This is a genomic window from Streptomyces sp. NPDC007157 (assembly GCF_040634235.1).
Taxonomy (GTDB): Bacteria; Actinomycetota; Actinomycetes; order Streptomycetales; family Streptomycetaceae; genus Streptomyces.
Window position 1 is genome coordinate 468,795 of the sequence record NZ_JBEYFE010000002.1, and the last position, 23,048, is coordinate 491,842.

The following is a 23,048-nucleotide window of genomic DNA, read 5'->3' on the forward strand; positions in this document are numbered from 1 at the left end:
GCAGGACTGACACCGCCACGCGGTCGTGATTCCACACGCCCCTCGACGCGAACCACGGGTGAGACGGTCGCCGAGGTTGCTGTACTTCTCCGCTGCACGGCAGACGCCGATGGGACGCGGCATCCACTCCGGGAACGTCGCCGTCAGTTGAGGCGTCGCCAGGGGCCGGGACGTCGGAACCGGTCCTCGTTCTCGTTTCGATCGCGTGTGGCAGGAGGCTCGGCGCCTGGCGTTTCCGCCGACCGTCGCGGCTCCGCCACTCACAAGAAGGCCGTACGCCTTCGGTATTCGGCGCTGACCGCGTGTCGCAACGCCGACGCCGATCCCACCGACGCGGCCGAGCATGCCGGCAACAGCGTCGAGGTCCTGCTGACCCGACCCGCTGTGCGAAGTGCCGCGGCGGACGACAGGACGTCGCCGACCGACGCATCGAGGACCTGCTCCGCGAGCACGAGCGAGATCTACTGCCCGAGTCCAAGGCCAGGCCCTTGGGATCCCCCAGGAGACCTTTCGTCGGATCACGTGGCGACCGTTTCCGCTCGCCCCTCGGAGCTCGGCGCAAGACGGCGAAGGCAGGCGGGTGTACCAGGCCTGCTCGGACGATTGCGCCGATCACCCCGCATCGTTTTCTGACCTGCTCGGAGTTCGTCAGAGGGCGCCGGCGACACAGACTGTGGCGGAGGTGTGTCGGGCGCCCTCACGCGCAGGACACGAACCTCCTCAGCCGCGCCCCCTGGCGGAACGGCTCTTCAGATGGACACTGCCCTTGTCATCCCGTGCCACGCGGCGCGACCACGCACAGTGACCGAAGTGCCCTGACGTGTCAGCGCTTGAAGGATTCAGTGGTCCTCTCTTTCGCGCCCCGCATCCTGCCCCGCGCTTCGAGGGCGGCGCCCTTTGCCGCGAGGGCATCCTTGTGCACCGTGTGGGCCGCCTTTCGCACGGCCTTCCCGACAACTTGTTCGACCTTTGCCTTGGTTCTTTCTCCGGCACTCATCTCAGTACCTCCGCGCTCACTGGCCGAGTGCCCGCGAGGCAGGGGTAAAACCTTGAGACGGCGGTGTCCCATGCGTCGCGTCCTACGGAGCGACCGCTTTGTCCCGAAGCAATTGGGATGGACCCTCGGCCTTGGGACGGTGTGCTTCTCACCTGCGCGAGGGCGAAGCCTTCGACGTAGAAACAGGGCTGCCGCGTTGGGTCACGCGAAAGAAGGCTTGCACCTTGCAGGGCCATTACTGACCGAGGTGCCCGAGAGTCGGCGCTATTCCCTGTAAGGGCGGCGGAGTCATCGTCTGCCAACGTTGGTTCGCCTCGGACGGCCCGGAGACGGCCCAGGCGCTGCTGCTACCGCTTCTGGGCTCGGTACTGCTTGAGCAGACCCGCGATCTTTTCGCTATCGGCCGCGCCGTTCAGCTCGACCAGTAGAAGATCAGGACACATGGCGCAAGTCACCGTGGGCTCAGATCCCACACCCTCCGCGCAGGTGAAACAGCCTCTCACCGGGTGACACGGTCGGGGGCCGATCCCGTGTTCGCTCCTCGCGACTGACCGGTGTTCCCCATAGTTTCCCGCTCGATGGGGCACATGGTGCATATGGGGCGCATGAGGCACGAATCCTCGCGCCGTACGCTGCGCCTGTGCGCTATCTGGTTGAGACGTTCGCTGTCGGTGCTCTGCGGCGTGGTCAAGGGATTGAGCAGTTCATCGGGGCGGTACAGACGGCGGAGACGCCGGCCATTCGCTGGGTCGGCATCGAGTCCACCAGGCGCGGGTACGAGGTGACACTGCACGTCGTTGAGGACGTGGGTAGCGAGAACTTCTGCGATCTCCTGGCGTTTCCGCCGCTGGACCCCGATGACGAGTTCGGCCGGACGCTTGCTGTCGCCGATGATGCGGCGGTCGCGATGGTCGAGGCCGAGCGCCGCACCGGGGCGGTCCGCCATCGCTGGGTGAACGCAGGCATGGCAAGAGACGAGTACCTCGACTACCTCCGCGCGGGGCGCCCTACAACGTGACGTCGGTGGTGTCTCAATGACCGCGCCAAAGCGACGGGCGCCGGCCGATGGTGCGGCTGGCGCCCGTATAGGCCAAGGCTTTGAGGGCTGGGCTGGCCTCATCCTTGTCAGGTGACCTTCTCTCCGGCCTGGAGCGCTAGTTCGGAAGACTGCGTATACGAATGTCAGAGACTGCCGATGATCAGCCAGACGGCAAGCCCCAGGACCGCGAGATACCCGCCAATGGAGATCGTCTTGCCGACGCCCTGGCGCCCGGAGTTTTCGATCACCCGGCCGATGATGCCGACGAGCGGCGCCCCGAAAACGATCAAGAGAAGGCCAATCAAGTAGTTCATGAGTTCCCCCTTTGGGATCATTCCCCAGTGATCCAGAAGGGGCGAGCCTAAGTCGCGCGACGCCGCACCGGAAGCGTGTCGTTCTCACAACAGTGGAGGTTGCGCAGGTGGCCAGGGTCACCGGCCAGTGACGACAGCTGCAGGGGGCGTCACTGCCTGCCCCCCCGTCTGCCGGCGTTGCTGTCTGCGTCCGGCTGAGGCGGTCGGGCTGAGGCGGTCTGACTGCCATCTCCCAGACGGGGGATGGGGCACGCTGACGCTCCGGGAGACGCGTCCCGTCTCCGGGAAGCAGTGGACCGATTCTGGGGAACGCCACGACCGACGCGGGCTGAAAGCGAGGGAGGCCAAGAGCGACCGGCCGGTCCCCATTCCGTCCTTACTGGTGGCGATCCTGCGGGCGCACCTAAACGCGTTCGGCACGGCCAAGGAAGGCCGCGTGTTCGGCAACGAGCGTGAGGGCACGGTCGGCTCATCCACCAATTGGCGGATGTGGGAGGAAGACCGAGAGTAAGCGCTCCTACTTGAGCGCGTCGACTCGCCGCTGGCCGGCCGCCCGTACGACCTGCGGCACGCCTGCATCGCACAGTGGCTCAACGTGGGAGTCTCGATCGCCGAGGTAGCCCGGCGAGTCGGCAACTCCCCTGAAGTGATCCATCGGCGCTACCACGGCTGCGTCGACGGCCACGAGGAAGCTGCCAACGCGAAGATCACAAAGGCTCTGGAAGAGGACGGCGACACGATCTAAGCGGTCTCGGGGAAGTCCCCTGCTGATCCGCAACGCTCAGATCACTTGGCCACCCTCGCTCCCAGGAGGACTGGTGCCGCCCCAGTGTTTGTTCGGTGCGCGACCTCAGTTGAGCGCTTGGCCCTCCTTTCCTGGCCGGCAGGCCGTCAGGTCGGCAACCGGAGGGGTATGACCTCGTCCTCCTTTCCGGCATGCCGGAGGGTGGCAGTTTCTGCGGCACGATGGCTGTGCAGGATCCGGGCGATGATCGTCACGCCGAGGGCGAGGTCGTCGCGGATCAGGAGGTCGAGGTGGTCTTCCACGTGGACGTAGCCGCCGCCCTCTGGCCGTGACATGCTGCCGCCGACTTCTGCTCGGCCGAGACCGGCTTCCTCGAGGGCTGAACACGGCGAAGAGGAAGGGCGCGAGGCGCCGCTCACCCTGGACAACGCCTACCGCTCGCTGGACGGTGCTCCGGAGGGCACCCGGGCCCGGCGAATGCCCGATGAGCACCAACTGAAGGCTGACCCGGGCGAGAAGGTGGAGAACCCGGACATCGAGTACCTCGACCAGCAGGGCAACATCGTCGGCTACGGAGAGATCAAGACGATCATTAAGAACAGCTTCAAGAGCTTCAACGGAGCGCTCAGAGAGGCTGTCAAGCAGCTGCGCTGGCGCCAGGACTGGGCGGGAGGTACGGAGGTCAACGAGGTCTTCATACAGGTCCCGGACCTGGTTGATGCCTCGGAGGTCAAGGGGTGGGTCCGCAATTATCGGAATCTGCGAATGAAGAACAACGGCGGCCTCAACAGTGTCCGCGGGTTCCGTCTGCGGGTCTACAGCGAAAGCGGTGACAGTCTGGGCAACTTCGATCTGGGCAACAACACCGACGAAGGCCATTACGACGAACGTACCCATACCTACTATTCGTCGAACGGGTACTCGTACTGAATCGCCTGCTGTTCTCTGACCGCAGGCTGTGAGCCAGGACAGTGGCGGATGCGTACCGTGAAGGCGCGTCCGCCCCTGTCTCTGACTGAAGGGCACGTTCCTTGCCGCTTTACCGAGTGTGTGAATCCTTTCCCGACGCGCCGAGCGCGTTGACGCGGGCGCGTGCGATCATGCGGGACCTGGCCGACTGGAAGACCATCCCCTGGCCGCAACTGGAGTTGATTACCACAGTCGAGCAGTACGTGCACGCAGTTCGCACTTTTGGCGCCGCGCGAATCGTCTGGGAACAACAGGACCTGCCAGGCGTCGGACCCTTCCTGGACGAACTGCAGCGCCGCGGTGTCGCGGGCGATCGGGAGGAGGTAAGCGGCTGGTTCTTTGAGGGAATGCGGCTCCGCCCGGACCTGGCCGATCTGTGGCCGCTGCCCGACGGCCTGACTTTCACCCTGGCCGCGACTCCGCCCTTCGGCGGCCCGGACAGCGAACCTGAGGACGACTGCACCGAGGAGGAACTGGACCGGATGGTCTCCGTAATCGGGCCACTGAACATGAGCGTCAGGTGGAACTGCGGCTGGCGGGGCCTGTCCGATTTCAAGGGCGGCGGCGTCCGGCTCTGTCTGAACAGCGTCTGGACCGAGCAGCACGCTGAGCCGGCCCCAGGTGAGTTCGGCGTCTGGGTCTCCCCCGGTGCCCGCGTCTCCGGGACCCCGGCTGGCAAGGCCTGGCTGCGCGACTCGGGGCTCGCGCTGGGCGAACCCCAGGCGGGGTGATCCGAACGCCCCGAACCTCCTACGCCCCGGTGGAGGCGAGACGTGCGTGCCACTCGCGCGGGGTGACGCCGTGGGCGGCGGAACACGTGGGCGAAGTAATGGGGGCGGGGCGTTCCTGACGGCACGCCCCTGCCCTTGTGCGAGAGGAAATTCTCTTGTCCATGTCGATTCTCTATCGGGTTTGCGAGCCTTTTCCCGATGCGTCAAGTGCGCTGTCGCGGGCGCGTGCAATCATGCGGGACCTGGCCGAGTGGACCGCCCCTCCGTGGCCCCGAGTGAACGACATCACGACCGCGGAGCAATTTGCGTACGCACTCGGCACCTTCGCCACCGCCCGGTTCGGTGCGGACCGCGAACCCCACGGCGTGCCGTTTCTGAACGAACTGCGGCGCCGCGGTGTCGTCACCCTCGATGCGGAGCAGTTGAAGTCCTACATCTCAGGCGACGTGCGGCTCCGCCCCGACCTGGTCGATCTCTGGCCCCTTCCCGAAGGAGTGAGCCTCGTTCTGGCCACGACCCCGCCCTTCGGCGCCCCCGGCAGTGAGCCCGAGGACGACGCTACCGAAGACGAACTGGACCGGATGGTCTCCGTGCTCGGGCCGCTGTCCCTGGACGTCAGGTGGGACTGCGCCTGGCGCGGTCTGCCCGAGTTCAAGGACTGCGGTGTGCTGCTCTGCCTGAACAGCGTCTGGGTGTCGCAGCACGTCGAGCCGTCCCCGGGCGAGTTCGGTGTCTGGATCTCCCTCGGCCCCCGCGTCGCCTGGACGACTGAGGGCCAAACCTGGGTGGGCGACTCCGGACTCCCACTGGGCGAACCCCAAACGGGCTGGTGACCCGGACATCCGGATCCTCCGGCGATCAAGCAGCGCTACTCCTACGGAACCGCCCGCCTCCGCTCGACATCAGGCGGCAATCCGAGACAGGGGCGGACGCGTCCGGTGACGGCGCGTTCGCCCCTGTCCCTGTCCCCGAAAGGCACGTTTCTTGGCCTCGATGCTTTATCCAGTACGCGAATCCTTTCCCGACGTCGCGAGTGCGCTGGCGCGGGCGCGGGCGATCATGCGCGATCTGGCTGACTGGTCCACCGCTCCTTGGCCCCAACTGGAACCGATCAGCACGGCTGAGCAGTACGCGTACGCCATCCGTTCCTTCGGCACTGCCCGCATGGTCGTGGACCGGGAACCTCGCATCTTCCCTTTCCTGGATGAACTGGTGCGTCGCGAGGCCATCACGTTCGACGCGGAGCAGCCGAGGTCCTCGCTGACGGGGAACCTGCGGCTCAGCCCTGGCCTGGCCGATCTCTGGCCGTTGCCCGAGGGCGTGATGCTCTCCCTGGACACGACCCTGCCTTTCGGCACCCCCGAGAGCGAAGCCGAGGACGACGCCACCGAGGAGGAACTGGACCGGATGGTCTCCGTTCTCGGCCCGCTGAGTCTGGACGTCAGCTGGGACTGCGGCTGGCGCGGTCTGTCGGAGTCCAAGGACTGCGGCATGCAACTCTGTCTGAACACTGTCTGGGCGGAAGAGACCTCTGAACTGTCCCTCGGTGAGTTCCGCGTCTGGATCCGACTCGGCACCCGTGTCGCCTGGACACCCGAAGGCGAAGCCTGGCGTCGGGACTCGGGACTTGGTCTGGGCGAACCCCAGCAGGGGTGAGCCGGACGCCCCGAGGCCCTTACGCCCCGGTGGAGGCGAGAGATGCGCGCCACTCGCGCGGGGTTCTACCAGCTCGCCGAGGACGGGGAGGGCGAAGCCGAGGCGGTCGTGAAGAGGATCGACGGTGCCCCCGCCTACGACAGCGTGCCTGCAGGCTGTTCCGTAACTCTTCGGATCGCTCACCGGTGTCTGATGAGCCCCCTATATGTGACAGCTACTGGCAAGGTCCTGGACCGGGGCGGAACCGGGCGAGGAGAGCCGACAGCGATGGCTCGCCGGGCCCTGGTCGAATTAGCGGGACAACTTAAGTCGAATTAGCGGGACAACTTAAGCGGGACGAGGGCCGCGGCGGCACCGTCGTCCCTCCGCGCCGGCGGTTGCAGGGCCCGCCCATTACCTTCCTCGTAGAGCCGCTACTCGTCCAGCGCGTCCCGTACCGCCCGCTGCACCGTCTCCCCGTCCGCGCCCAGGCCCCGGGCCTCGGTCACGAAGCGGAGGGCCAGTTCCGCCAGTTTGGCCGGGTCTGGTGTCCGGGTCGGTGCCGGAAGCGGGGCCACCCGTGTCCCCGCCCCACGGCGGGTGCGGATCAGGGATGCCGCCTCCAGTTCGCGGTAGGCCCTCGCCACCGTGCCCGCCGCCAGGCCCAGGTCGGCCGCCAGCTGGCGCACCGTCGGCAGGCGTTCCCCCTCCGGCATGCGGCCCGTGGTGATGAGTGCGGCCAGCTGGGCGCGGATCTGTTCGTAGGGCGGGACGGGGCTCGCGGTGTCGACGTGGACGGCGGGACCGTTCACCGGCGCACCCCGGCCTTGGGCGCGATCACCGTGAACAGACACCACGGCACGGTGACGAGGGCGACCAGGGCCGTGGGCCACAGTGCCCAGTTCGCGAGGCGCCCTACCGTGCCGTCGCAGCCGATGTCCATCAGCGCGCCCGACGCCGTCGAGGCGGCGCCGAGAAGGGGCGCGGAGACCAGCAGCCCCCATGCGGCGACGATCGCCAGCGACCGGTCGCGGCGGGTCTGCTCGTCGCCGGGGCGGCGGGCGATCCGGGTCAGGGACCAGACGCACGCGGTGGTGGAGACGGCGAGGGCGGCGAGGATGGGCAGGCCGTAGAAGAGGCCCGGCCAGGGGCTCGTGCTCGCCGTGCTTCCGTCCGGGCAGGCCACGGTCAGGGAGCGCCCCGCGCGGCCCATGTCGTCGGGCGAGGCGACCACGGCGGCCACCGCCAGCAGGACGACGAGGACGGCGGCCTCGGCGAGGAGCAGCAGGGTCATGCGCGGTGGCACGTAGTCGCGAATGCGGCGCGGCGCGAGACCGGCCGTGCGGACGGTTCCCCGCGGCGGCGGTGTCAGCGCGTCACCCACCAGGACGCCGGCGACCGCGCAGAGCCCGAACACCGGGATGGCGTACAGGATGCCGACGCCGAGGCCGTCGTTCGAGCCGACCAGGCGGGCGGCGACGAGTCCGACGAGCAGCCCGGCCCAGCGCGCATAGCGGTCGGTGGCGGTCGGGCGTGGGACGATGTCGAGTTCGCGCATGAGAAACCCCCGTGTGCTCGCACTTGTACTCACCGCTTGTATCAAGCGGTGAGTACAAGATGCGGCCCAGTGGAGGGTTGTGTCAAACGGTTGGTACAACTCGCGTGTCCGGCACCGCCTGGCCGGTCACCTCTCCGAGCCCGACCCGTGTCCCGGCCGGATGCACGACCAGAGTGCCGTGAGAACGGAAGGGATCGCCGACCTGTTCGAACAGTTCCCCGACGTCAAGCCAAGGTCGACTCCGGCTACCGAGGCCTGGCCAAGCAGTTCCCCGACCAGGTCAGCGCCCCGCCGCTGAAGCCGAAGAAGGACGCCCCGGCCCAGGAGTGGGCAGCGTACGAGGAGGAACGCCACCGGCAGTCCTCCGAGCGTATCTGCGTGGAGCACGCGAACGCCGAGCACAAGCAGTGGCGCCCCCTCCAGCGCTACCTCGGTCACGCGAGTACTACGACCAGACCACCTCGCCATCGCCGGCCTGGTCTCCGACCGCAGTGCCGAGAGGTGATCACCCCCAAGCCGAACCGCCAGTGCGCTGGCCCGGCAGGCCCTTGCGTGAGGGCCAGTCGGGATCGCGCGAGACGTCCCGGGCGAGATCGCCAATGGCGTTGTCTTGATCGGCGTGGGTCTTCAATCACGCAGTGAAGCTCTTCGGCTTGGGCATATCCGCATCCTTCCGCCGCCGCGTGGCGTCCACACGTGGGTGTGTTGGAGGTGTGTCGCGTGTATCGCAGATGGTGCGCGGACAGTGAGAGACAACAAGAAAGAGCGGGAGTCAGTGAGACTGACTCCCGCTCTCTCATGTCGACATCCGCACTGGTCAGAGCTTGATTCTTGCTGTCTGACTGGCGAGTGCCCCCGGCAGGATTCGAACCTGCGCACACGGCTCCGGAGGCCGCTTGGTCTGGTCGCGTTCTTCCTGGTCGGCAGGGCGCAGCCGCCCTGCCGTAGGCGACCCGTCCACAACTGGTCCACAGCCTCGGGGCCCTGTGGCCTTAGTCGCTGTGCAGACGGGTTGTTCGATGGGCTGAGCTGCCAAGGCAGGGGCTGCTGTAAGTGCGCTCGGTATAAGAGAGCTGATAAGCCAATTACAGCTAGGTGACGAGTTACGAATCTCGTCAGGCTAAATTCCGGAAATCGCTCAGTGGGCAGCTTTGCTCTCGTCGTATTCCTGCATGACCCAATCCCGATAGCGGCTTGCATCGTACCCAGCAGCATCAAGAAGTTTGGAGGATGCTTGGATGCATCTTTCGAATTCTTCGGCCTGAGTTCTAAGCAATTCGTCCACTCTGGCGCGATTGTTTACCCGCCGGGGTACCGTGCGCGATTGAGCGCAGATTTTATCGGCGGGAGCTGGAGGCGGATTGACTACTTTGACTAGGCCGTGGGGATCTGGCTGAACTACCGGGTCGGGCTTGAAGCGAATCGCAAGGGAGACGATGTCGTCGTCGCCGGCACCGTGTCCTGTACGGTATGTCATGAAGCTACGCACGGAAGCTTTCAGTCCAAGCTCCACACCACGCGAGATAATCCATTGAGTCAAGCCCAGCATGAAGGCTTCGTTAGTGTCCACGAGGTCGGCTACACGTATAGGCGAGGCACTGTCCTCCAGGCCCCAGGCCGTAGCAAAGTCTGACGCGTATGCCTCGCAAGTGTCGTGGATCTTCTGCGCTAGGTGGACCAGAGTCTCTTTCGCTGTGTCATCTATGCTGTTGTCATCCATGCGGGTCGTGATGAAGAGAAGAAAATCTTCATCGGAATGCATCTGATGCTGAAGTATCGCTTGCAAGGCCGCGAAATAATTGGGCACACCGCTGGACTTCTCTTCCCCTGCGAATCCACCGCAGAGGTCAATATTGATGGCGTGGAAGGGTGCGTCTCGCTTGACGCGATGCCACTCAGGTGAACGAGTCTGGCCGACTGACCGAAAATCAGCTGAGAACACCTCAGAATCAGAATGGATGCAGTCCATCCTGATAACGGAGAATTCGGCGGAGTTCAACTCGGGTTGCTGAGCATCCTGCGAAGTGACCGCGGTATTGAACCCAAGGTATCGAAGCTTAACTTGGCGCGGCGAGCAGACAGTCTCTGCGATATGGCGAATGTCGAGCAGATCATTGCCTGGCAAAGTCAAATAACGAAACTCGCTGCCGCTAAGCCTGAGATCGCGTGCCAGAATGCCGATCTCCCGGGACCATTGAGCGTCGCGCACGTACTGCTTGCGGGGTCGGTGCCACGGCTTGAAACCGCGCTCCATCTTCGCCGGAAAGGGGACCGGGCCTTCGCCAAGTAGGGCGCGGAGGTCATCTTCTTCGGAGCTTGTCACTTCTTCAGACAAGGTTCTCAGCTTCCATGATGCCAAGGATGGATCCAAGCAGGTTGTCTTGCTCCTTTGGGGTTAGCTGCTCGAGAACCCCGTATACGGACAGCACCTTGGTGATAGCTTCCAGCTTGGTGAGGCTGGTGGGGCTCACCTCAGTAAGCGGCTTGTCCGGAATCTCGCTAAAGATGCGGTCGAGGTCAAATGTTTGAATGACACTCCCGCTGTTGGCTACTGCGTGCTGCGTGTGCTGCGTGTGCTGAGTGGGGCGCTTGAATTGAATCTCTGGAACCACTCCCTCGCCGTCGGTCCGCAGCGAGTTGGCGGAGCTTACGATACGGTTGATATGGTCTTTTGCGTCACGTGTTGCTGACCCCCGGGCCTCCTGACGTAGTTGCTGCGCTTTGCGTTTCTGTGTTGTTGCGAGCTGGCGCAACGCATTGTGCAGCCAACGTGTAAGAATCACCGTGTGCGGGTGAGCAGTATTGAAGCTCTCACGGTCGATGTTTAGCGCAGCTTCTAGCCCCTGCTTTACGAAGATTTCGCAGGTGATCTGCCGCAGACGGGTCAGCTCTGCGACTTGGTAGTTGAAGAAAGTCGAGTCAAATAGGGTTCCGCTTGCTCCGTGAATGCGGACGAGAACCCCTTGATGCTCAGTGGGTGCGACTCTAGGTGTCCAAACGAGATATCCTTCGAACTCGAGAGGGCCAGCACTGACGTCTCGATCGAGGCCCTTAAATTCTTGTCGATGTGATCCGACGAACACCATCGGCTTCTTCAATACGTGTTGCGTTGTTGGCAGATCACGGAATTTGATCGGCCGACTGAGTTGCACGCCGTCGATGGTAACCTTGAAATCACTGTGAGAGTTCTCTGGGGGAGGGAGTTCCGTGAGCTCTCGGACAGTGATGTGAGGGTCGTTGCTTACAAGTTCCTGTGCTGAACCTCTAGAATCGTTGGCGAGTTTATAGAAGTAAGCCCACTCATCCGAGACGCTTTCGTCTAGGACGCTCTTTTCCACGTAGGGAAGGGGAAGCGCGAGGGCAAGATTCCAAAGCATCTGGAGATACGTATCAAACATCTCCGAGAGCTTCACAGTAGTGCGTCCCTGCGCGGACTTCCAGACACTTTTCACCATTTTAGGGAAGGCTGCATGAGCGCTATCCCTTTCATTCCACGGAAGGCTACGCTCTTGATTCTTCGGATCCTTGATGTGAAGCCCTTGCCCGTCAAGGTGGCCAATATGGTATGTCGGGATGGAGGAACGAGCCTTCGCCTCGGATTCATCGCTTAGGGAATGTGTGATCGCGCCCCAGAGTTGCTCGCTGCGAAGGCTGTCCCGTGTCTGAGGGCGGATAGAGGTGAGCACAATCGTTGTGCCATGTGCGCCGACGTCGTTAGTTGGTTCTCGCCACGCCTGGTAACTGCCCGCTCTGAACGTACTTCCTTCGGTGCCAGTCGGGCCGTCAGCAAATTGGCGCAGATTCACTAGAACGATTGTGCGGTGTGGATCACCTGCAGTCTTGGTGATGATCTGGAAACTGTGGGTAAGCTGGGATACGGAGAAGATTCCGATGCCCAGTTTGCCAATCAGCTTGCGACCTTTGGGGCTGATATTGGAGTCCCCTGGCGAGGTAATTCCGAGTTCTTGCCCTTGTTTCGTTCGTTTGGCGCTACCACCGATGTTGTGAAGCAAGTGAATGACTGCTTCGGGAGTCATGCCAGTTCCATTATCTTCAACCGTCATGCGACTGAATCTCGGCGCATCAGTTTTAACTGAGACCCAGGTAGCATCCGCGTCGTACGCGTTTGCGATTAGCTCCCTGACGGCGGATCCAGGTTGACGATAGATTCCATCCGTTACGCGAGCAATGACACGGTCGTTGGTGGTCAGTGCGTTCTCGACTGGATCTGACTGTCCAATCGCCTCGCGGAGTTCATTAGCAAACTGCTGATCTGGGTTACTGCTTGGAGGATTCATCGCTGATTCTTAGTTCCCTCTCTGCAGAGTCAACCTTCATGTCGGCCCACGCTGACCCAACTTCGCCCATGCGTCGGGTTCTCAGCCGAGACTGAGAGCTGAACGAACTTAGTGTAGGCGCCTGGTGACGTCGTACGATGGAAAATGCCAGAAGCTGAAGTGGCAATCTGGACCTTGTGTTGGGCGCGCTTCGGAGGCCCGTTGTTGGACACGGTTAAGGCAGTCATTCCCCGTCCGCGGCATGGTGGGTGGCCTTCGCGCTTTGCTGGTCGGGGACGCGAGTGACTGTGCCCCGGCGGGTCTGGATGAGGTGCCGCAGTTCCTTCGGAGTCGGCCAGGGAGCGCAGCGGTGGATCATGCGGTGGCAGTTCGCGCAGATGAGTGCGAGGTCGCTGAGCTTGGTTCGGCCTTCGCCAGCCTCATGCAGGGGTACAACGTGGTGGCACTCGATGTAGCCGCTGCCGCGGTCGCCGTAGACCTCTTCGAAGTCGAAGCCGCATGCCTCGCACGCGAGCGTTCCGCCTTGCCTGAGCACCGCGGCGATTTTCTTCTTCCGTAGGCCCTTGTTCCGCTCCCGGCGCCTGTGTCGGCTCATCAGCAACCGGCCTTCGGGCGCGCTGTAGTCGTCCAGGTCCCCCTCGTCTTCCAGCGCTAGCGCCTGGAGATCCCCCGTAGTGATGCCCTGCCGGATGAGCCGGGCTGTCTCGCTCATCTCAGCCGGCCGGGCCAGGAACTCGTGCAGCACCTCAACATCGAGGGCGCCGCCGTTGGTGGGCTTGCCCCGGTAGTCCGGGTGACGCGTGGCGATGTCGAACGTCTTGCGGGCCACCCCGTTGGGGTTGCGGAACTTCTCGTTGCGGTCGGCCTCAGCATGGATCGGCATGAGATGCAGGAGACCGGACAGGTCGATGACGTGCGGGTCGTTGGCCTCCAGGCCCTTCCACCCGTTGGTCATCACGAGGTGACAGGCCAGGATGATCTCATCGCGTGTCCAGTCGGGGTTCTTCACGGCCCTGACCTCGAACCCGGCTCGCTTGAGCCAGGCCGCGGCGTGCTCCTTCCCGCCGCTGAATTCTTCTGGCAGCAGCGCACGTCCCTGATCCCACCTGTGCGCCACCCCCGCAATGGCCTTTGAGTCGTACTCCCGTCCCTCGTGCAGGAGGAGGTACGAGCGGGCTTCGCTGAAGCGGTACTTGGCCAGGAACCGCGCTCGGCCTAGCTCGTCGTACTCAGCGATGGCCTTGAGGACGGCATCACGTGTGATCGCACCTTTGCGCATCCTGCAAGGCTACGTGCGAGACTGATTGCGCAGCTCCAAGTCTGTTGACCCCACACCTCGTTGGTGGGCTGTCGTCGTGGCCGTTCGTCACGATCCCCCATCGGTGGCCACGGCGGCCGGCACGCGAAGTCGGCGCCTGAGCCCACTGGGTCAGCCACCAACCGGTGCCCAGGCTCACTTCGCACTGTCCTGTTCACTAACTCAACGGCATCAGGTACTGGCGGGCGCCGTTCGGCAAGATCTGCGATTCGGGAGATTCTATTTCATCTTGACTCCTGCTGCCTTACACTGCCCCTCGGGAGAAGCGGCAACAAACCTGCGGGGGAAAAATGCAGTCGAACATCTACTTCTCGGAATACTTCGGCGTGAGCCGTGAAACCCTTGATGCGTACGGCGCTTTCGATATAAGCATCGTTTCCGACTTGCCCCTATTCATCGACCCTTTCCTGCTGTTCGCCAGCGAGAGAGAGGAGTATAAGGCGCTGCATGATTCAATCGTGATTTACCTCCAATTCCTCCGGTCGAAAGCCAGGGCAGATCTGGATCCCGGCCTTATTAAGAATTGGTACCACTTCAAGGAAGTCAAGCAAAATTGGCTCGGCTTCACGGTGCTAGGTAATGGAGGTCACGCACTCGGGGCGAAGTTTGCTGCATCGCTCAACTCTGCACTGTCCGACATTCTCTCCAACATGGGAGACGAGAGCTCGAATGTAGGCACCCACCTGGAGAAGCTTTCACTGATTGGTCCGGGAGTAGGCAGAGACTGCGTTAGCGACTTCGCGACGAACCTGATCAAACACTACTTGCTTAAGTATACTGAGGGGTTCGCCAAGGCCCATCTCGAGGCGCACCAATGCCGCGAATTCTCGGTAGCGCGTGCAGCTTTCGACTACCGTACTGAATCCTGGCAAACCCGCAAGTACTACTTGCCGGCTCTGCGAGACGACTTTGTCCTGCTAACACCGGTAGACATGCTCACTCGTGATGATACGTGGATCAGTCGTGACGACATGATCCGAAGTTTCTCTAGCCTCCCGGCAGCAGTCGAGGACGCCACTCAACGCGCACTGGTCAATAACTACTTTAGGAAAGAGTTCGACAGGGCTCGTACATCCAAGGCACGAAGTGAGGCAGTCGACAGGATTATTCGCGCATTCCCAGAGTTGATTGACCTATACATCGGGGCCAAGGAGAAGCGTAGAGATGAGGCCCAGCATGTAAGCTCCGCGAGGGCCGAAGACACCCACAGGGTGCTCGTCGAGCAAGTGCAACTCGCCATTCCTGACATCGACGCAAAGAGCGAGTTCTATCAGAAGCCCTGGACAAGCTACGAAGAAGCTCTCGCGAGGGTCCTTTGCTTCAAGGACTACGTTGAGAACCAGGACGGATATCGTGTAATTAATCGCGCAGGCGTCCCATTCTCGCAAGAGTCGGAAGTCCAGCTGTTCTTCGGGCTCATCTGGTGCAACTCTGACTTTGACGTGAACCGTGAGCCGAATAATGGGCGAGGCCCAGTAGACTTTAAGGTCTCCTTCGGCTCGGGAGACAAGTCCCTGATCGAATTCAAGCTGGCGTCAAACAGTAAGCTCAAGCGCAACCTGGAAAACCAGGTGGAGATTTACGAACGCGCAAACGGTACTCGCCAGTCGGTCAAGGTGATCCTCTGCTACACCGCCCGAGATCAAAGGAAGGTGGATCGCGTACTTAAGGAGCTGGGCTTGCAGACTGAAGAAGCAGTGGTAGTAATTGACGCGCGGAATGACAACAAGCCGTCGGCATCCACTGTCTAACGTTCACCCGCCACTCCCCCCAGTTCCCATCCCGTCTGCCGTCGGCCCACACACCGTGGAGCGGGCGTGGTTCATGGCGTCCAGGTGGAGCGCGCCACTGTACGAACGACCTGGACGCCATGGGCCGCGTCTGCTCGGCTCTGCCTGGGTCGATGGCAGACGGGATGGGAACACCCAGCGCAAGCCACCCGCTCGCCGTCACTCGCGAACGGCGCCCCCGCCATCTCGGAGCCTGAGCGCCCCCGCCGGAGGCTGGCTCTGACCGTGCTGCCCTTTACAGTGATCGACTCACGACCCGGCGTTGATCACGTGGGCGCGCGTCGGCGCAGCGCGCGCAGAGCGGGCCGAAGGCAGGAGCGCAGCGCGCAGCGGAGCCGGGAGCGCGCCCGGCGGAGCGGAGCGCAGCCGACTTGATGAAGTAGGGAAAGTTCTACCGCGCTGCGATGAGGCTCTTGCCGTCGTGGCTCCGCACGTGGGGGCCGTTGCCGTCCAAGGCGTCCAGGAGCCGGATCGCGAAGACCTCGGTCATGCGCTCGCTGACCTCTTCGGGCGTGAGCCAGTCGACCGCGGTCGATTCGCTGGACGTGCGCTCGGTGCCACCTGAGGGCTTGCAGCGGAAGACCAGGGCGACGATGCCCCGGGTGGTGTTCTTGTAGACCCCGGTGAGCTGGTCCACCTCGACGTGGATGCCCGTCTCCTCCAGGACCTCGCGGGCTACGCCGGCCTCGGGGGTCTCGTTGAGTTCGAGTACACCGCCGGGAAGTTCCCAAGTGCCGTTGTCCGCGCGGCGGATCGCCAGAAGTCGGCCGTCCTCCCCGATCACCACACCGGCTACAGACACGGAGTGGAGCGGCGTTGACTCGCCTTCCTGGGCACTGTTACTCATGTGCAGGAGCATAGGAGGAAGAGAAGGACTATGGGAACAGCAGTAGGAGGTGAGCGGTCCGTACCTCGCTACGTACAGATCGCCGACGAGATCGTGCAGCAGATCCGGGCCGGCGTCCTGGCACCAGGCGACATGGTGCCCAGCGAGTCCGAGCTGGTCGACCGCTACGGCGTTTCGGGCGGCACGATCCGTAAGGCCATGGTCGAGGTGCGTGCGAGCGGGCTGGTCGAGACACGGCACGGCAAGGGCTCGATCGTGAAGGATCGGCCGCCCGTGCGTCATCGATCCTCCGACCGCTTCCGGCGCTCACTTCGGCAGGGCGGGAAGGCTGCCTACCTTGCCGAGTCCGCTCAGTCCGGTGCCACGGCCAAGGTGAGCGTCCTCTACATCGGCCCGATGGAGGCCCCGGAGGATGCCGCGGAGCGGTTGGGCATCCCCACCGGTACTCAGGTGCTCGCCCGGCGGCGCCTCTACTTCCGCAACGGCACGCCCGTCGAGACGGCGACGTCGTACCTCCCGTGGGACGTCGTGAAGGACATCCCAGAGCTGTTCGCCGAGAACCCCGGCGGTGGCGGCATCTACGCCCGACTCGAAGACCACGGGCACGAGTTCGAGGAGTTCGTTGAGACCCTGCAAGGGCGGCCGGCCTCCAAGGCGGAGTCCTCGGAGCTGGCGCTCAGCCCCGGCGCCCCGGTGATCCATCTAATCCGTGAGGCGCGTACGACCGAGGGTCGCGTGGTCGAGGTCTGCGACACGCTCATGGCCGCTGACCAGTTCGTTTTCGAGTATCGGATCCCGGCGGTCGACTGACGCTTCCTCAACTTCCCTCAGCCCGTCGCGAGTTCTTCTTCGCGGCGGGTTGACTCATGTACAGGAGTCATGCACTCTTCTTCATGCCACTCATATACATGAGTGACGGAGTCCAGCCTCTATAGAGGAGTGAATCGCTGTGCGTCAGATTCCCGTCGACACCACGAACGCGACCGTGATGGTCGCCAAGGCTCCGCAGCCGAAGGTCAAGGACCGCCGAACGGGTGAGATTGCCCTCGACAAGGACGGCGTCACGCTGATGACGGTGGAGGTCATGTTCTCCACGCCGGACGAGGTGGAGATCCTCAAGCTCACCGTTCCGGCGCCGGGCGTCTCCGAGGACCTGGCCATGGGGACCCCGGTCGCGCTCACGGGCCTGGTCGCCTCGGCGTGGGAGAACGAGTTCAACGGGCAGAAGCGGCACGGGATCGCCTTCCGCGCGGTCGCCGTCACCTCGCTCGCCGCCGCTAGCTCGGCGCCCAAGGCGGCCTGATCATGAAGGTGTTAACGGTCGGGCTGGTGCTGGTCGTTGCTGCCGCAGGACTTCTGCGGTGGCGGCGCCCCGCCTGGTACTGGCTGGCCTTCGGTGCTGCCTTCGCCATCGGGCGGGTGCTGGTCAACTACACGTCGGTGATGGACGCGTGCAGGCTGACTGTCCCGCCCTCGCGCTGGCGCCTGGCCCTCGCACGCATCGCCAACCGTCCCGCCCCGGAGTCCCGCGCCCCGCGAATACTGCGTCTGCGCCCCACTCGGACCGGCCTGGTCCTTCGCCTCAAACTCCGCCCCGGTCAGGACGCGTTCGACGTCTCAGCCGCTACGGACCGCCTTCGCCACTCCTTCGCCATGTACGGCGTGACCTCCCGTGAGCTGCGCTCGGGTGTGGTCGAGGTGCGGATGACGGGCTATGACGTCCTCAAGCGGGTCCACATGCCCACGAAGACCGATCCGGCTCCGATGCGCGTCCCGGTCGCCCTGCGCGAGGACGGGGCCGTGCATTACCGGGACTACCGGGCCGTGCCGCACGGTCTGACCCTGGGGGCCACGGAGTCCGGGAAGTCCGTCTACCAGCGCAACCTGGTCGCCGGGCTCGCCCCGATGGATGTCGCGCTGGTCGGCATCGACTGCAAGCAGGGGGTCGAACTCTTCCCACTGGCCCGCCGGTTCTCCGCGCTCGCCGACAACCCAGACGCCGCCCTTGACCTCCTCGAAGCCCTCGTCACACACATGGGAGACGTCTACCAACTGATCCGGGCTGAGCAGCGGATCACGGTGAACGTCCCCGACGCGGAGATCGCATCCGACATCTGGGATCTCCCCGACCACCTGCGGCCGACGCCGATCGTGATCCTGGTGGACGAGGTCGCCGAACTGGCCCTGTTCGCGTCCAAGGACGAGGAGAGGCGCCGGGACCGGATCATCACCGCCCTGGTCCGGCTCGCCCAGCTCGGCCGAGCCGCCGGCATCTATCTGGAGATCTGCGGGCAGCGCTTCGGCTCCGAACTCGGCAAGGGCATCACGATGCTCCGAGCCCAGCTCACCGGCCGCACCGCCCACCGCGTCAACGACGAATCCTCCGCCAACATGGCCTTCGGCGACATCGCCCCGGACGCCGTCCTCGCCGCCATCCAGATCCCCACCGAGACCCCCGGCATCGCCGTGACCGGCGACTCCACCGGCGGCTGGGCCCGAATCCGCGCACCCCACACGTCACTGCGCCAGGCCGTGAACATCTGCAACAGGTACGCCGACCGCACCCCCGACGTCCCCGCGCTCGCCCCCTTCCGGCCCGTCGTCGACTCCCTGGCGCCGGCCTCCGAGCCGCTCGCCAAAGCCGCTCCCGCGACCGCCTGACACCTCCCCCTCCTCGGCCGGCGCGACCGTCTTGCGCCAGGTCCCTACCCCCTCCATGCCTGAAAGAAGGGAGATCGACTCCCATGTGTGAGCACATCGAGGACTTCCACCGCACCGTGCTGATGCTCGGCGCACTGGCCCTGTACGCGGACATGCCGGGTGCCGACGACGTGTTCATCGACACCATCGGCCCGTGCCTGGCCGCATCGCTTCCCGAGCCGCCGCCCGGCATGTTCCCGCCCGGCTACGACCCCGACTACCCCAAGGGCTCGTGATGGCTCGCCCCGCGTTCCGCGTCGACGCCGTGCTCGTCCAGGCCGTCATCGCCGGTGCCTTGTCCTTCGCCCATCTCCACGACCTGGCCGACGCCGCCGGGCAGGACGGCTGGAAAGCCTGGGCCTACCCGATCAGCGTTGACCTGCTCCTCGTCGCCGCCTGGCGTCGGCTTCGCAGCGACGGCCCGTCCCGGCTGGCCTGGTGCTGGTTCCTCATCGCCCTGGTGGCCTCGCTCGGCGCGAACGTAGCCACCGCCGGGTTCCTCGACCTCGCCCATCCCCCGGCCTGGCTGCGATTTGGCATCGCCGGATGGCCCGCGCTCGCCTTCCTCGGCGGCACGCTCCTCGCCCACTCCCACACGTCCGAGGATCCCGAGCCCGTTCGGCCGGCACCCACAGCACCGGTTCCGGCGCCAGAGGTGGAGCAGGAATCCGCCCCGGACCCGGCGCCCGTATCGGCGCCACTCCCCGCGGACACCCCTGCGCTCGCCCCCGCTACCCCGGCTTCACCGCCTCCGCCGGTTCCGGCCGCGCTGGTCGACCACGCCCGCAAGCTCGCCGCCGACCACCACACCCGCACCGGATCCCCGATCGACACCGACACCCTGCGCGCCCGCCTCGGCGTCCCGCCCCAGCTCGCCGACGCCATCGCCGCCCAACTCGCCTGACCCGAGGGGAAAACCGCCATGCCTGCCCGAGACAACTTCCATTCCCTGATGCGGATCGGCCCCGTGCAGATCGGCACCCACCGCGACCGTCACGGCCACACCAAGCACGCCGCCGTGTGCACCAACGACCACTGCGGCTGGTCCGCCGACTACTCCAGCCAGACCGCCGCCCAGCTCGCCGCCCGCACCCACCACTGCCCCGCCCGCTGAGGAGACACCCGTGCAGGTTCCGCTCTGGCTCGCCCTGATCGTCGTCGGCTCGCTCGGCGTCAAGCTCATCCGCCCGCCCTGGTGGCTCGTCGCCGTCCTCCTCCTCGGCGGCTACCTCCTCGCCGACAGCCTGCTCGCCCCCGTCATCGACACCGCCGTCAAGTAGCCGCCCTCGAAGGGAGATCCACCATGCTCCGCCCCAAGGTCCCGGCCATGCCCCAGCCCACCGGCCACGTCACCCGGCCCGCCGTCGTCGAGCCGACCGTTGTCATCCAGCCCGCCCCCGCCTCCGTGCCGGCGTCGACATCGGCCCAGCCGACTGTCCAGCTCACCCCCGGCGCCGTGATCGCCCTCGTCGGCGGAGGGACGGCCGTAGTCCTGATCGTCGGCGCTGTCCTGGTCTCCATGCTCCTCGCGGTCGCCGTCACGGGTGCGTCCGTCGCTGTCTGCGCCCTGGTCATCCGCTCGCTGATCGCCTCCGAGAACAGGCGCCGCTGACCGGCCTCCGGACGGTGTCACAAGCCGCCAAGCATCGCCGCCGTCCGGACGGCTTACGCACCCCTTCCAACCGCCAAAGAGGGAGAACCGTGGACACCCAAGCGCTCGCCGCCGTCCTGCCGTTAGTCGGCTGGGCCACCCACTCCGGGCTCCTCGCCCACCGCCTCGCCGCCGCCCGCCGCGACCCGCTCACCGGCCTCCACACCCGAGCCGGATGGACGGCCCGCACCATCCGGTTCATCCGCCGGCACTCGGACGCGCTTGTCGTCCTGGTCGACCTGGACGGCTTCAAGACCCTCAACGACTCCTACGGCCACGCAGCTGGGGACACCGCCCTCGCCGTGGCCGGAGCCCGCCTCAACAGTTGGTGCGGTCGGCACGGAATCGCCGGACGACTGGGCGGAGACGAGTTCGTCGCAGTCATCGATCACCTCGCCGGGCCCGAGCTGGGGGACTTGAGTCGCGATCTCCACCGGCCCTTCCTCCACGCCGGACAAGTCCTGCCGCTGGCTGCCTCGTTGGGCTCGTGCCGTCTGGCCGACCTACCGACTCGAACGCTCCCCGACGCCTTGGCCGCTGCCGACGCCGCCATGTACGCGGCCAAGGGACGCACCACCCGCCGTGGGCAACGCCCCGCCTCCACTTGACCGGCCTCCGGGCGACGCACAAGCCGCCAAGCATCGCCGCCGCCCGGACGGTCCGGCCCCTTCCAACCGCAATCGAAAGGAACTCCCAGCATGACGCACCGCGCCCGAGCCCGGTCCCGGATCTGCCCCAACTGCGACGGCTTCGCCTCCGCCGCCGTCGCCCTCGGCGGCCGCGACCGTCGCGGACATCTGCGCACCATCACCGTCCACTGCCCGGCCTGCCACGGCACCGGCACCATCACCCGCCCCGCCGTGCGCCAGGCGGTGAGCGTCTGATGCCCCGCAACTGGAGCCGAGGAGTCGACCGCATTCCGCCCGACGCGCTCGACGGCGACTACGACCGCTTGAAGAAGGTCGTCAAGGCGCACGAGCTGCACGACAAGGACCGGGCCGTGAAGGCCACCCGCCCCAGCCGCTCCTCCACCGAGGCGTCCAGCAGCAACGTCAGCACCCCTCAAATGCGGGGATGGCGCCGTTGAACATCTCAACCCAGCTCGATCCGACCACTCTCAGCGACCTGCTGAGGGTGGCTTCGGCCGACGACTTCGACCGCTGGCACGAGCAGATCCGCCGCACCGGCGGCTGCGCCGACCCCATCCACCTCACCGGCTGGACCCTCAGCAAGGACAAGACCACCGGCGAGACCCTGCACCACTACTCGACCGAATCCGAGCCCGGCGGACGACTGCGGGTCGCATGCGGCAACCGCCGGGCCTCCCGCTGCCCCTCCTGCGCTTGGACGTACGCGGGCGACACCTACCACCTGATTCGCGCGGGTCTGGCGGGCGACGACCGCCGCGACATCCCCTCCACGGTCCGCGATCACCCGCGGGTCTTCGCCACCCTCACCGCCCCATCCTTCGGCCCCGTCCACAACCGCCCCGACCGAGGAACCTGCCGCTGCGGCACCCGCCACACCACCGACGACCCCGCACTCGGCACGGCACTCGACCCGTGCACCTACGACTATGCGGGCGCCGTCCTGTTCAACAACCACGCGGGCGACCTCTGGCAGCGCTTCACCAATAGGCTCCGCCGCGAGCTCGCTGCCCGCGCCGGCCTGACACAGCGGGAGCTGAAGGAGTCGGCCCGGCTCTCCTACGGCAAGGTCGCCGAGTTCCAAAAGCGCGGCGCTCTGCACTTCCACGCCGTGATCCGTCTCGACGGACCGGACGGCCCCGATACCCCGCCGCCGTCCTGGGCGAGCGTCGGCCTTCTCACTGACGCGATCCAAGCTGCTGCCGCGCACTCCTATACCTCGGTCTCCGTCCCGGCCGTCAAGGACCAGCCCGCCCGCACCTTCCGGTGGGGAACCCAGCTCGACGTCCGCCCCGTGAAGGCGTTCGGCGACGGCTCCGACATCACCGAACAGGCCGTCGCCTCCTACGTCGCCAAGTACGCCACCAAAGCCGCCGAGAACACCGGCACCCTCGACCGCCGCATCGGCGAGCTCGCCGAACTCGATCGCCACCAAATCCCCGACCACACCCGCCGCCTCATTGAAGCCTGCAAGCAGCTGGATCCGCTCTACCCCGAACGGCGCCTGTGGGCTTGGGCTCACATGCTCGGCTTCCGCGGCCACTTCAGCTCGAAGTCCCGCCGCTACTCCACCACCCTCGGCGAACTCCGCCAGGCCCGCGCCGACTTCCGCGCCGCACAGGAACGGCAAGCCCTCGGCCTCGACGATCGCGAGCCGGACACCGTCCTCGTCCTCGCCGACTGGCAGTACGCCGGCCACGGCCATACCCCCGGCGAATCCGCCCTCGCCGCCACCATCTCCCGCGACCTCCACCACAACCGCGAAACCGCCCGCGAAGAACTCTCCGCTCTGGAAGGAGCCTGATGTGA

26 protein-coding genes, 1 tRNA gene and 1 pseudogene are annotated in these 23,048 nt (G+C 65.3%); 19 read left to right on the forward strand and 9 right to left on the reverse strand.

The genetic code is table 11. The annotated features are described in order from the left end of the window. Positions 1-1,637 precede the first annotated feature (1,637 nt). A complete protein-coding gene (locus ABZ642_RS05040; protein ID WP_360477206.1) occupies positions 1,638-2,015 on the forward strand; it encodes a hypothetical protein in 378 nt (125 codons plus the stop codon). A 164-nt stretch (positions 2,016-2,179) separates the two neighbouring features. On the opposite strand, the gene ABZ642_RS05045 is transcribed toward ABZ642_RS05040, so the two are convergent. Then, positions 2,180-2,350 carry a hypothetical protein gene (locus tag ABZ642_RS05045; RefSeq protein ID WP_360477209.1) on the reverse strand — a complete coding sequence of 57 codons (171 nt, stop codon included), beginning with the start codon at positions 2,348-2,350 and terminating at the stop codon, positions 2,180-2,182. Between the two features lie 184 nt (positions 2,351-2,534). Between ABZ642_RS05045 and ABZ642_RS05050 the strand changes: the two are divergent. Continuing rightward, positions 2,535-3,095, forward strand: a pseudogene (locus ABZ642_RS05050) (site-specific integrase); the annotation flags it as partial. A 146-nt stretch (positions 3,096-3,241) separates the two neighbouring features. Here the strand turns inward: ABZ642_RS05050 and ABZ642_RS05055 are convergent. After that, complete coding sequence (locus ABZ642_RS05055) at positions 3,242-3,430, reverse strand: hypothetical protein (RefSeq protein ID WP_360477211.1); 189 nt, start codon at positions 3,428-3,430, stop codon at positions 3,242-3,244. Here ABZ642_RS05055 and ABZ642_RS05060 point away from each other — a divergent pair. From ABZ642_RS05060 to ABZ642_RS05075, 4 genes are all read left to right on the forward strand, one after another. Next, positions 3,429-4,025 carry a hypothetical protein gene (locus ABZ642_RS05060; RefSeq protein ID WP_360477214.1) on the forward strand — a complete coding sequence of 199 codons (597 nt, stop codon included), beginning with the start codon at positions 3,429-3,431 and terminating at the stop codon, positions 4,023-4,025. The two genes, ABZ642_RS05055 and ABZ642_RS05060, sit on opposite strands and share 2 nt — an antisense overlap. A gap of 170 nt (positions 4,026-4,195) precedes the next feature. After that, positions 4,196-4,795: a hypothetical protein gene (locus tag ABZ642_RS05065; RefSeq protein WP_360477217.1), complete on the forward strand. Its 600-nt coding sequence runs from the start codon at positions 4,196-4,198 to the stop codon at positions 4,793-4,795. Positions 4,796-5,070: 275 nt separating this feature from the next. Further along, positions 5,071-5,628, forward strand: a complete 558-nt coding sequence (locus tag ABZ642_RS05070) for a hypothetical protein (protein WP_360477220.1) — start codon at positions 5,071-5,073, stop codon at positions 5,626-5,628. A 160-nt stretch (positions 5,629-5,788) separates the two neighbouring features. Further along, positions 5,789-6,451 (forward strand): hypothetical protein, encoded by a 663-nt coding sequence (locus ABZ642_RS05075; RefSeq protein ID WP_360477625.1) that lies wholly within the window; start codon positions 5,789-5,791, stop codon positions 6,449-6,451. Between the two features lie 413 nt (positions 6,452-6,864). Here the strand turns inward: ABZ642_RS05075 and ABZ642_RS05080 are convergent, their stop codons facing one another. From ABZ642_RS05080 to ABZ642_RS05105, 6 genes are all read right to left on the reverse strand, one after another. Next, a complete protein-coding gene (locus ABZ642_RS05080; protein ID WP_360477223.1) occupies positions 6,865-7,242 on the reverse strand; it encodes a GntR family transcriptional regulator in 378 nt (125 codons plus the stop codon). Beyond that, the gene (locus ABZ642_RS05085) at positions 7,239-7,988 is read right to left on the reverse strand and encodes a hypothetical protein (protein ID WP_360477226.1); all 750 of its coding nucleotides are present in this window, start codon (positions 7,986-7,988) and stop codon (positions 7,239-7,241) included. Before ABZ642_RS05085 ends, ABZ642_RS05080 begins: the two co-directional genes overlap by 4 nt. Before the next feature lie 850 nt (positions 7,989-8,838). After that, positions 8,839-8,918 (reverse strand) — tRNA-Arg (locus tag ABZ642_RS05090). A gap of 208 nt (positions 8,919-9,126) precedes the next feature. After that, positions 9,127-10,323 (reverse strand): hypothetical protein, encoded by a 1,197-nt coding sequence (locus ABZ642_RS05095; RefSeq protein WP_360477229.1) that lies wholly within the window; start codon positions 10,321-10,323, stop codon positions 9,127-9,129. Then, positions 10,316-12,286 (reverse strand): ATP-binding protein, encoded by a 1,971-nt coding sequence (locus ABZ642_RS05100; RefSeq protein ID WP_360477232.1) that lies wholly within the window; start codon positions 12,284-12,286, stop codon positions 10,316-10,318. Before ABZ642_RS05100 ends, ABZ642_RS05095 begins: the two co-directional genes overlap by 8 nt. 223 nt (positions 12,287-12,509) lie before the next feature. Continuing rightward, positions 12,510-13,565 carry an HNH endonuclease gene (locus ABZ642_RS05105; protein ID WP_360477235.1) on the reverse strand — a complete coding sequence of 352 codons (1,056 nt, stop codon included), beginning with the start codon at positions 13,563-13,565 and terminating at the stop codon, positions 12,510-12,512. Positions 13,566-13,894: 329 nt separating this feature from the next. On the opposite strand from ABZ642_RS05105, the gene ABZ642_RS05110 reads away from it, so the two are divergent. Next, positions 13,895-15,355, forward strand: a complete 1,461-nt coding sequence (locus tag ABZ642_RS05110; RefSeq protein WP_360477238.1) for a hypothetical protein — start codon at positions 13,895-13,897, stop codon at positions 15,353-15,355. A gap of 430 nt (positions 15,356-15,785) precedes the next feature. Here ABZ642_RS05110 and ABZ642_RS05115 read toward each other — a convergent pair whose 3' ends face one another. Further along, a complete protein-coding gene (locus ABZ642_RS05115) occupies positions 15,786-16,253 on the reverse strand; it encodes an NUDIX domain-containing protein (protein WP_360477241.1) in 468 nt (155 codons plus the stop codon). An 18-nt stretch (positions 16,254-16,271) separates the two neighbouring features. Here ABZ642_RS05115 and ABZ642_RS05120 point away from each other — a divergent pair, with 18 nt between their 5' ends. From ABZ642_RS05120 to repSA, 12 genes are all read left to right on the forward strand, one after another. Then, entirely contained in the window at positions 16,272-17,051 is a 780-nt protein-coding gene (locus ABZ642_RS05120; protein WP_360477244.1) for a GntR family transcriptional regulator, read from the forward strand. A gap of 139 nt (positions 17,052-17,190) precedes the next feature. After that, positions 17,191-17,544, forward strand: coding sequence for a hypothetical protein (locus ABZ642_RS05125; protein WP_360477247.1), 354 nt, complete (start codon positions 17,191-17,193; stop codon positions 17,542-17,544). Positions 17,545-17,546: 2 nt separating this feature from the next. Continuing rightward, complete coding sequence (locus ABZ642_RS05130; RefSeq protein WP_360477250.1) at positions 17,547-18,902, forward strand: FtsK/SpoIIIE domain-containing protein; 1,356 nt, start codon at positions 17,547-17,549, stop codon at positions 18,900-18,902. 83 nt (positions 18,903-18,985) lie between these two features. Beyond that, positions 18,986-19,177 carry a hypothetical protein gene (locus ABZ642_RS05135; protein WP_360477252.1) on the forward strand — a complete coding sequence of 64 codons (192 nt, stop codon included), beginning with the start codon at positions 18,986-18,988 and terminating at the stop codon, positions 19,175-19,177. Beyond that, positions 19,177-19,845 (forward strand): DUF2637 domain-containing protein, encoded by a 669-nt coding sequence (locus ABZ642_RS05140; protein WP_360477255.1) that lies wholly within the window; start codon positions 19,177-19,179, stop codon positions 19,843-19,845. The genes ABZ642_RS05135 and ABZ642_RS05140 overlap by 1 nt, the downstream gene beginning before the upstream one ends. Before the next feature lie 18 nt (positions 19,846-19,863). After that, complete coding sequence (locus ABZ642_RS05145) at positions 19,864-20,055, forward strand: mobile element transfer protein (protein WP_360477258.1); 192 nt, start codon at positions 19,864-19,866, stop codon at positions 20,053-20,055. Positions 20,056-20,065: 10 nt separating this feature from the next. Next, positions 20,066-20,221 carry a hypothetical protein gene (locus ABZ642_RS05150; RefSeq protein WP_190034180.1) on the forward strand — a complete coding sequence of 52 codons (156 nt, stop codon included), beginning with the start codon at positions 20,066-20,068 and terminating at the stop codon, positions 20,219-20,221. Positions 20,222-20,244: 23 nt separating this feature from the next. Next, positions 20,245-20,553 (forward strand): SpdD-like protein, encoded by a 309-nt coding sequence (locus ABZ642_RS05155; protein WP_360477261.1) that lies wholly within the window; start codon positions 20,245-20,247, stop codon positions 20,551-20,553. An 89-nt stretch (positions 20,554-20,642) separates the two neighbouring features. Beyond that, positions 20,643-21,200: a GGDEF domain-containing protein gene (locus tag ABZ642_RS05160; RefSeq protein ID WP_360477264.1), complete on the forward strand. Its 558-nt coding sequence runs from the start codon at positions 20,643-20,645 to the stop codon at positions 21,198-21,200. A gap of 90 nt (positions 21,201-21,290) precedes the next feature. Then, the gene (locus ABZ642_RS05165; RefSeq protein ID WP_360477267.1) at positions 21,291-21,476 is read left to right on the forward strand and encodes a hypothetical protein; all 186 of its coding nucleotides are present in this window, start codon (positions 21,291-21,293) and stop codon (positions 21,474-21,476) included. Further along, the gene (locus tag ABZ642_RS05170) at positions 21,476-21,679 is read left to right on the forward strand and encodes a hypothetical protein (protein WP_360477270.1); all 204 of its coding nucleotides are present in this window, start codon (positions 21,476-21,478) and stop codon (positions 21,677-21,679) included. The genes ABZ642_RS05165 and ABZ642_RS05170 overlap by 1 nt, the downstream gene beginning before the upstream one ends. Positions 21,680-21,681: 2 nt before the next feature. Continuing rightward, on the forward strand, positions 21,682-23,043 hold the full coding sequence (gene repSA, locus ABZ642_RS05175; protein ID WP_360477628.1) for a replication initiator protein RepSA: 1,362 nt from the start codon (positions 21,682-21,684) through the stop codon (positions 23,041-23,043). Positions 23,044-23,048 lie beyond the last annotated feature (5 nt).

Coding starts and splice junctions, on each gene's coding strand:
- ABZ642_RS05055 (WP_360477211.1), bottom strand. CDS start 3,430: ATGTCACGGCCAGAGGGCGGCGGCTACGTCCACGTGGAAGACCACCTC.
- ABZ642_RS05165 (WP_360477267.1), top strand. CDS start 21,291: ATGACGCACCGCGCCCGAGCCCGGTCCCGGATCTGCCCCAACTGCGAC.
- ABZ642_RS05170 (WP_360477270.1), top strand. CDS start 21,476: ATGCCCCGCAACTGGAGCCGAGGAGTCGACCGCATTCCGCCCGACGCG.
- ABZ642_RS05140 (WP_360477255.1), top strand. CDS start 19,177: ATGGCTCGCCCCGCGTTCCGCGTCGACGCCGTGCTCGTCCAGGCCGTC.
- ABZ642_RS05105 (WP_360477235.1), bottom strand. CDS start 13,565: ATGCGCAAAGGTGCGATCACACGTGATGCCGTCCTCAAGGCCATCGCT.
- ABZ642_RS05100 (WP_360477232.1), bottom strand. CDS start 12,286: ATGAATCCTCCAAGCAGTAACCCAGATCAGCAGTTTGCTAATGAACTC.
- ABZ642_RS05060 (WP_360477214.1), top strand. CDS start 3,429: ATGCTGCCGCCGACTTCTGCTCGGCCGAGACCGGCTTCCTCGAGGGCT.
- ABZ642_RS05110 (WP_360477238.1), top strand. CDS start 13,895: ATGCAGTCGAACATCTACTTCTCGGAATACTTCGGCGTGAGCCGTGAA.
- ABZ642_RS05075 (WP_360477625.1), top strand. CDS start 5,789: ATGCTTTATCCAGTACGCGAATCCTTTCCCGACGTCGCGAGTGCGCTG.
- ABZ642_RS05115 (WP_360477241.1), bottom strand. CDS start 16,253: ATGCTCCTGCACATGAGTAACAGTGCCCAGGAAGGCGAGTCAACGCCG.
- ABZ642_RS05045 (WP_360477209.1), bottom strand. CDS start 2,350: ATGAACTACTTGATTGGCCTTCTCTTGATCGTTTTCGGGGCGCCGCTC.
- ABZ642_RS05155 (WP_360477261.1), top strand. CDS start 20,245: ATGCTCCGCCCCAAGGTCCCGGCCATGCCCCAGCCCACCGGCCACGTC.
- ABZ642_RS05145 (WP_360477258.1), top strand. CDS start 19,864: ATGCCTGCCCGAGACAACTTCCATTCCCTGATGCGGATCGGCCCCGTG.
- ABZ642_RS05120 (WP_360477244.1), top strand. CDS start 16,272: ATGGGAACAGCAGTAGGAGGTGAGCGGTCCGTACCTCGCTACGTACAG.
- ABZ642_RS05085 (WP_360477226.1), bottom strand. CDS start 7,988: ATGCGCGAACTCGACATCGTCCCACGCCCGACCGCCACCGACCGCTAT.
- ABZ642_RS05130 (WP_360477250.1), top strand. CDS start 17,547: ATGAAGGTGTTAACGGTCGGGCTGGTGCTGGTCGTTGCTGCCGCAGGA.
- ABZ642_RS05135 (WP_360477252.1), top strand. CDS start 18,986: ATGTGTGAGCACATCGAGGACTTCCACCGCACCGTGCTGATGCTCGGC.
- ABZ642_RS05065 (WP_360477217.1), top strand. CDS start 4,196: ATGCGGGACCTGGCCGACTGGAAGACCATCCCCTGGCCGCAACTGGAG.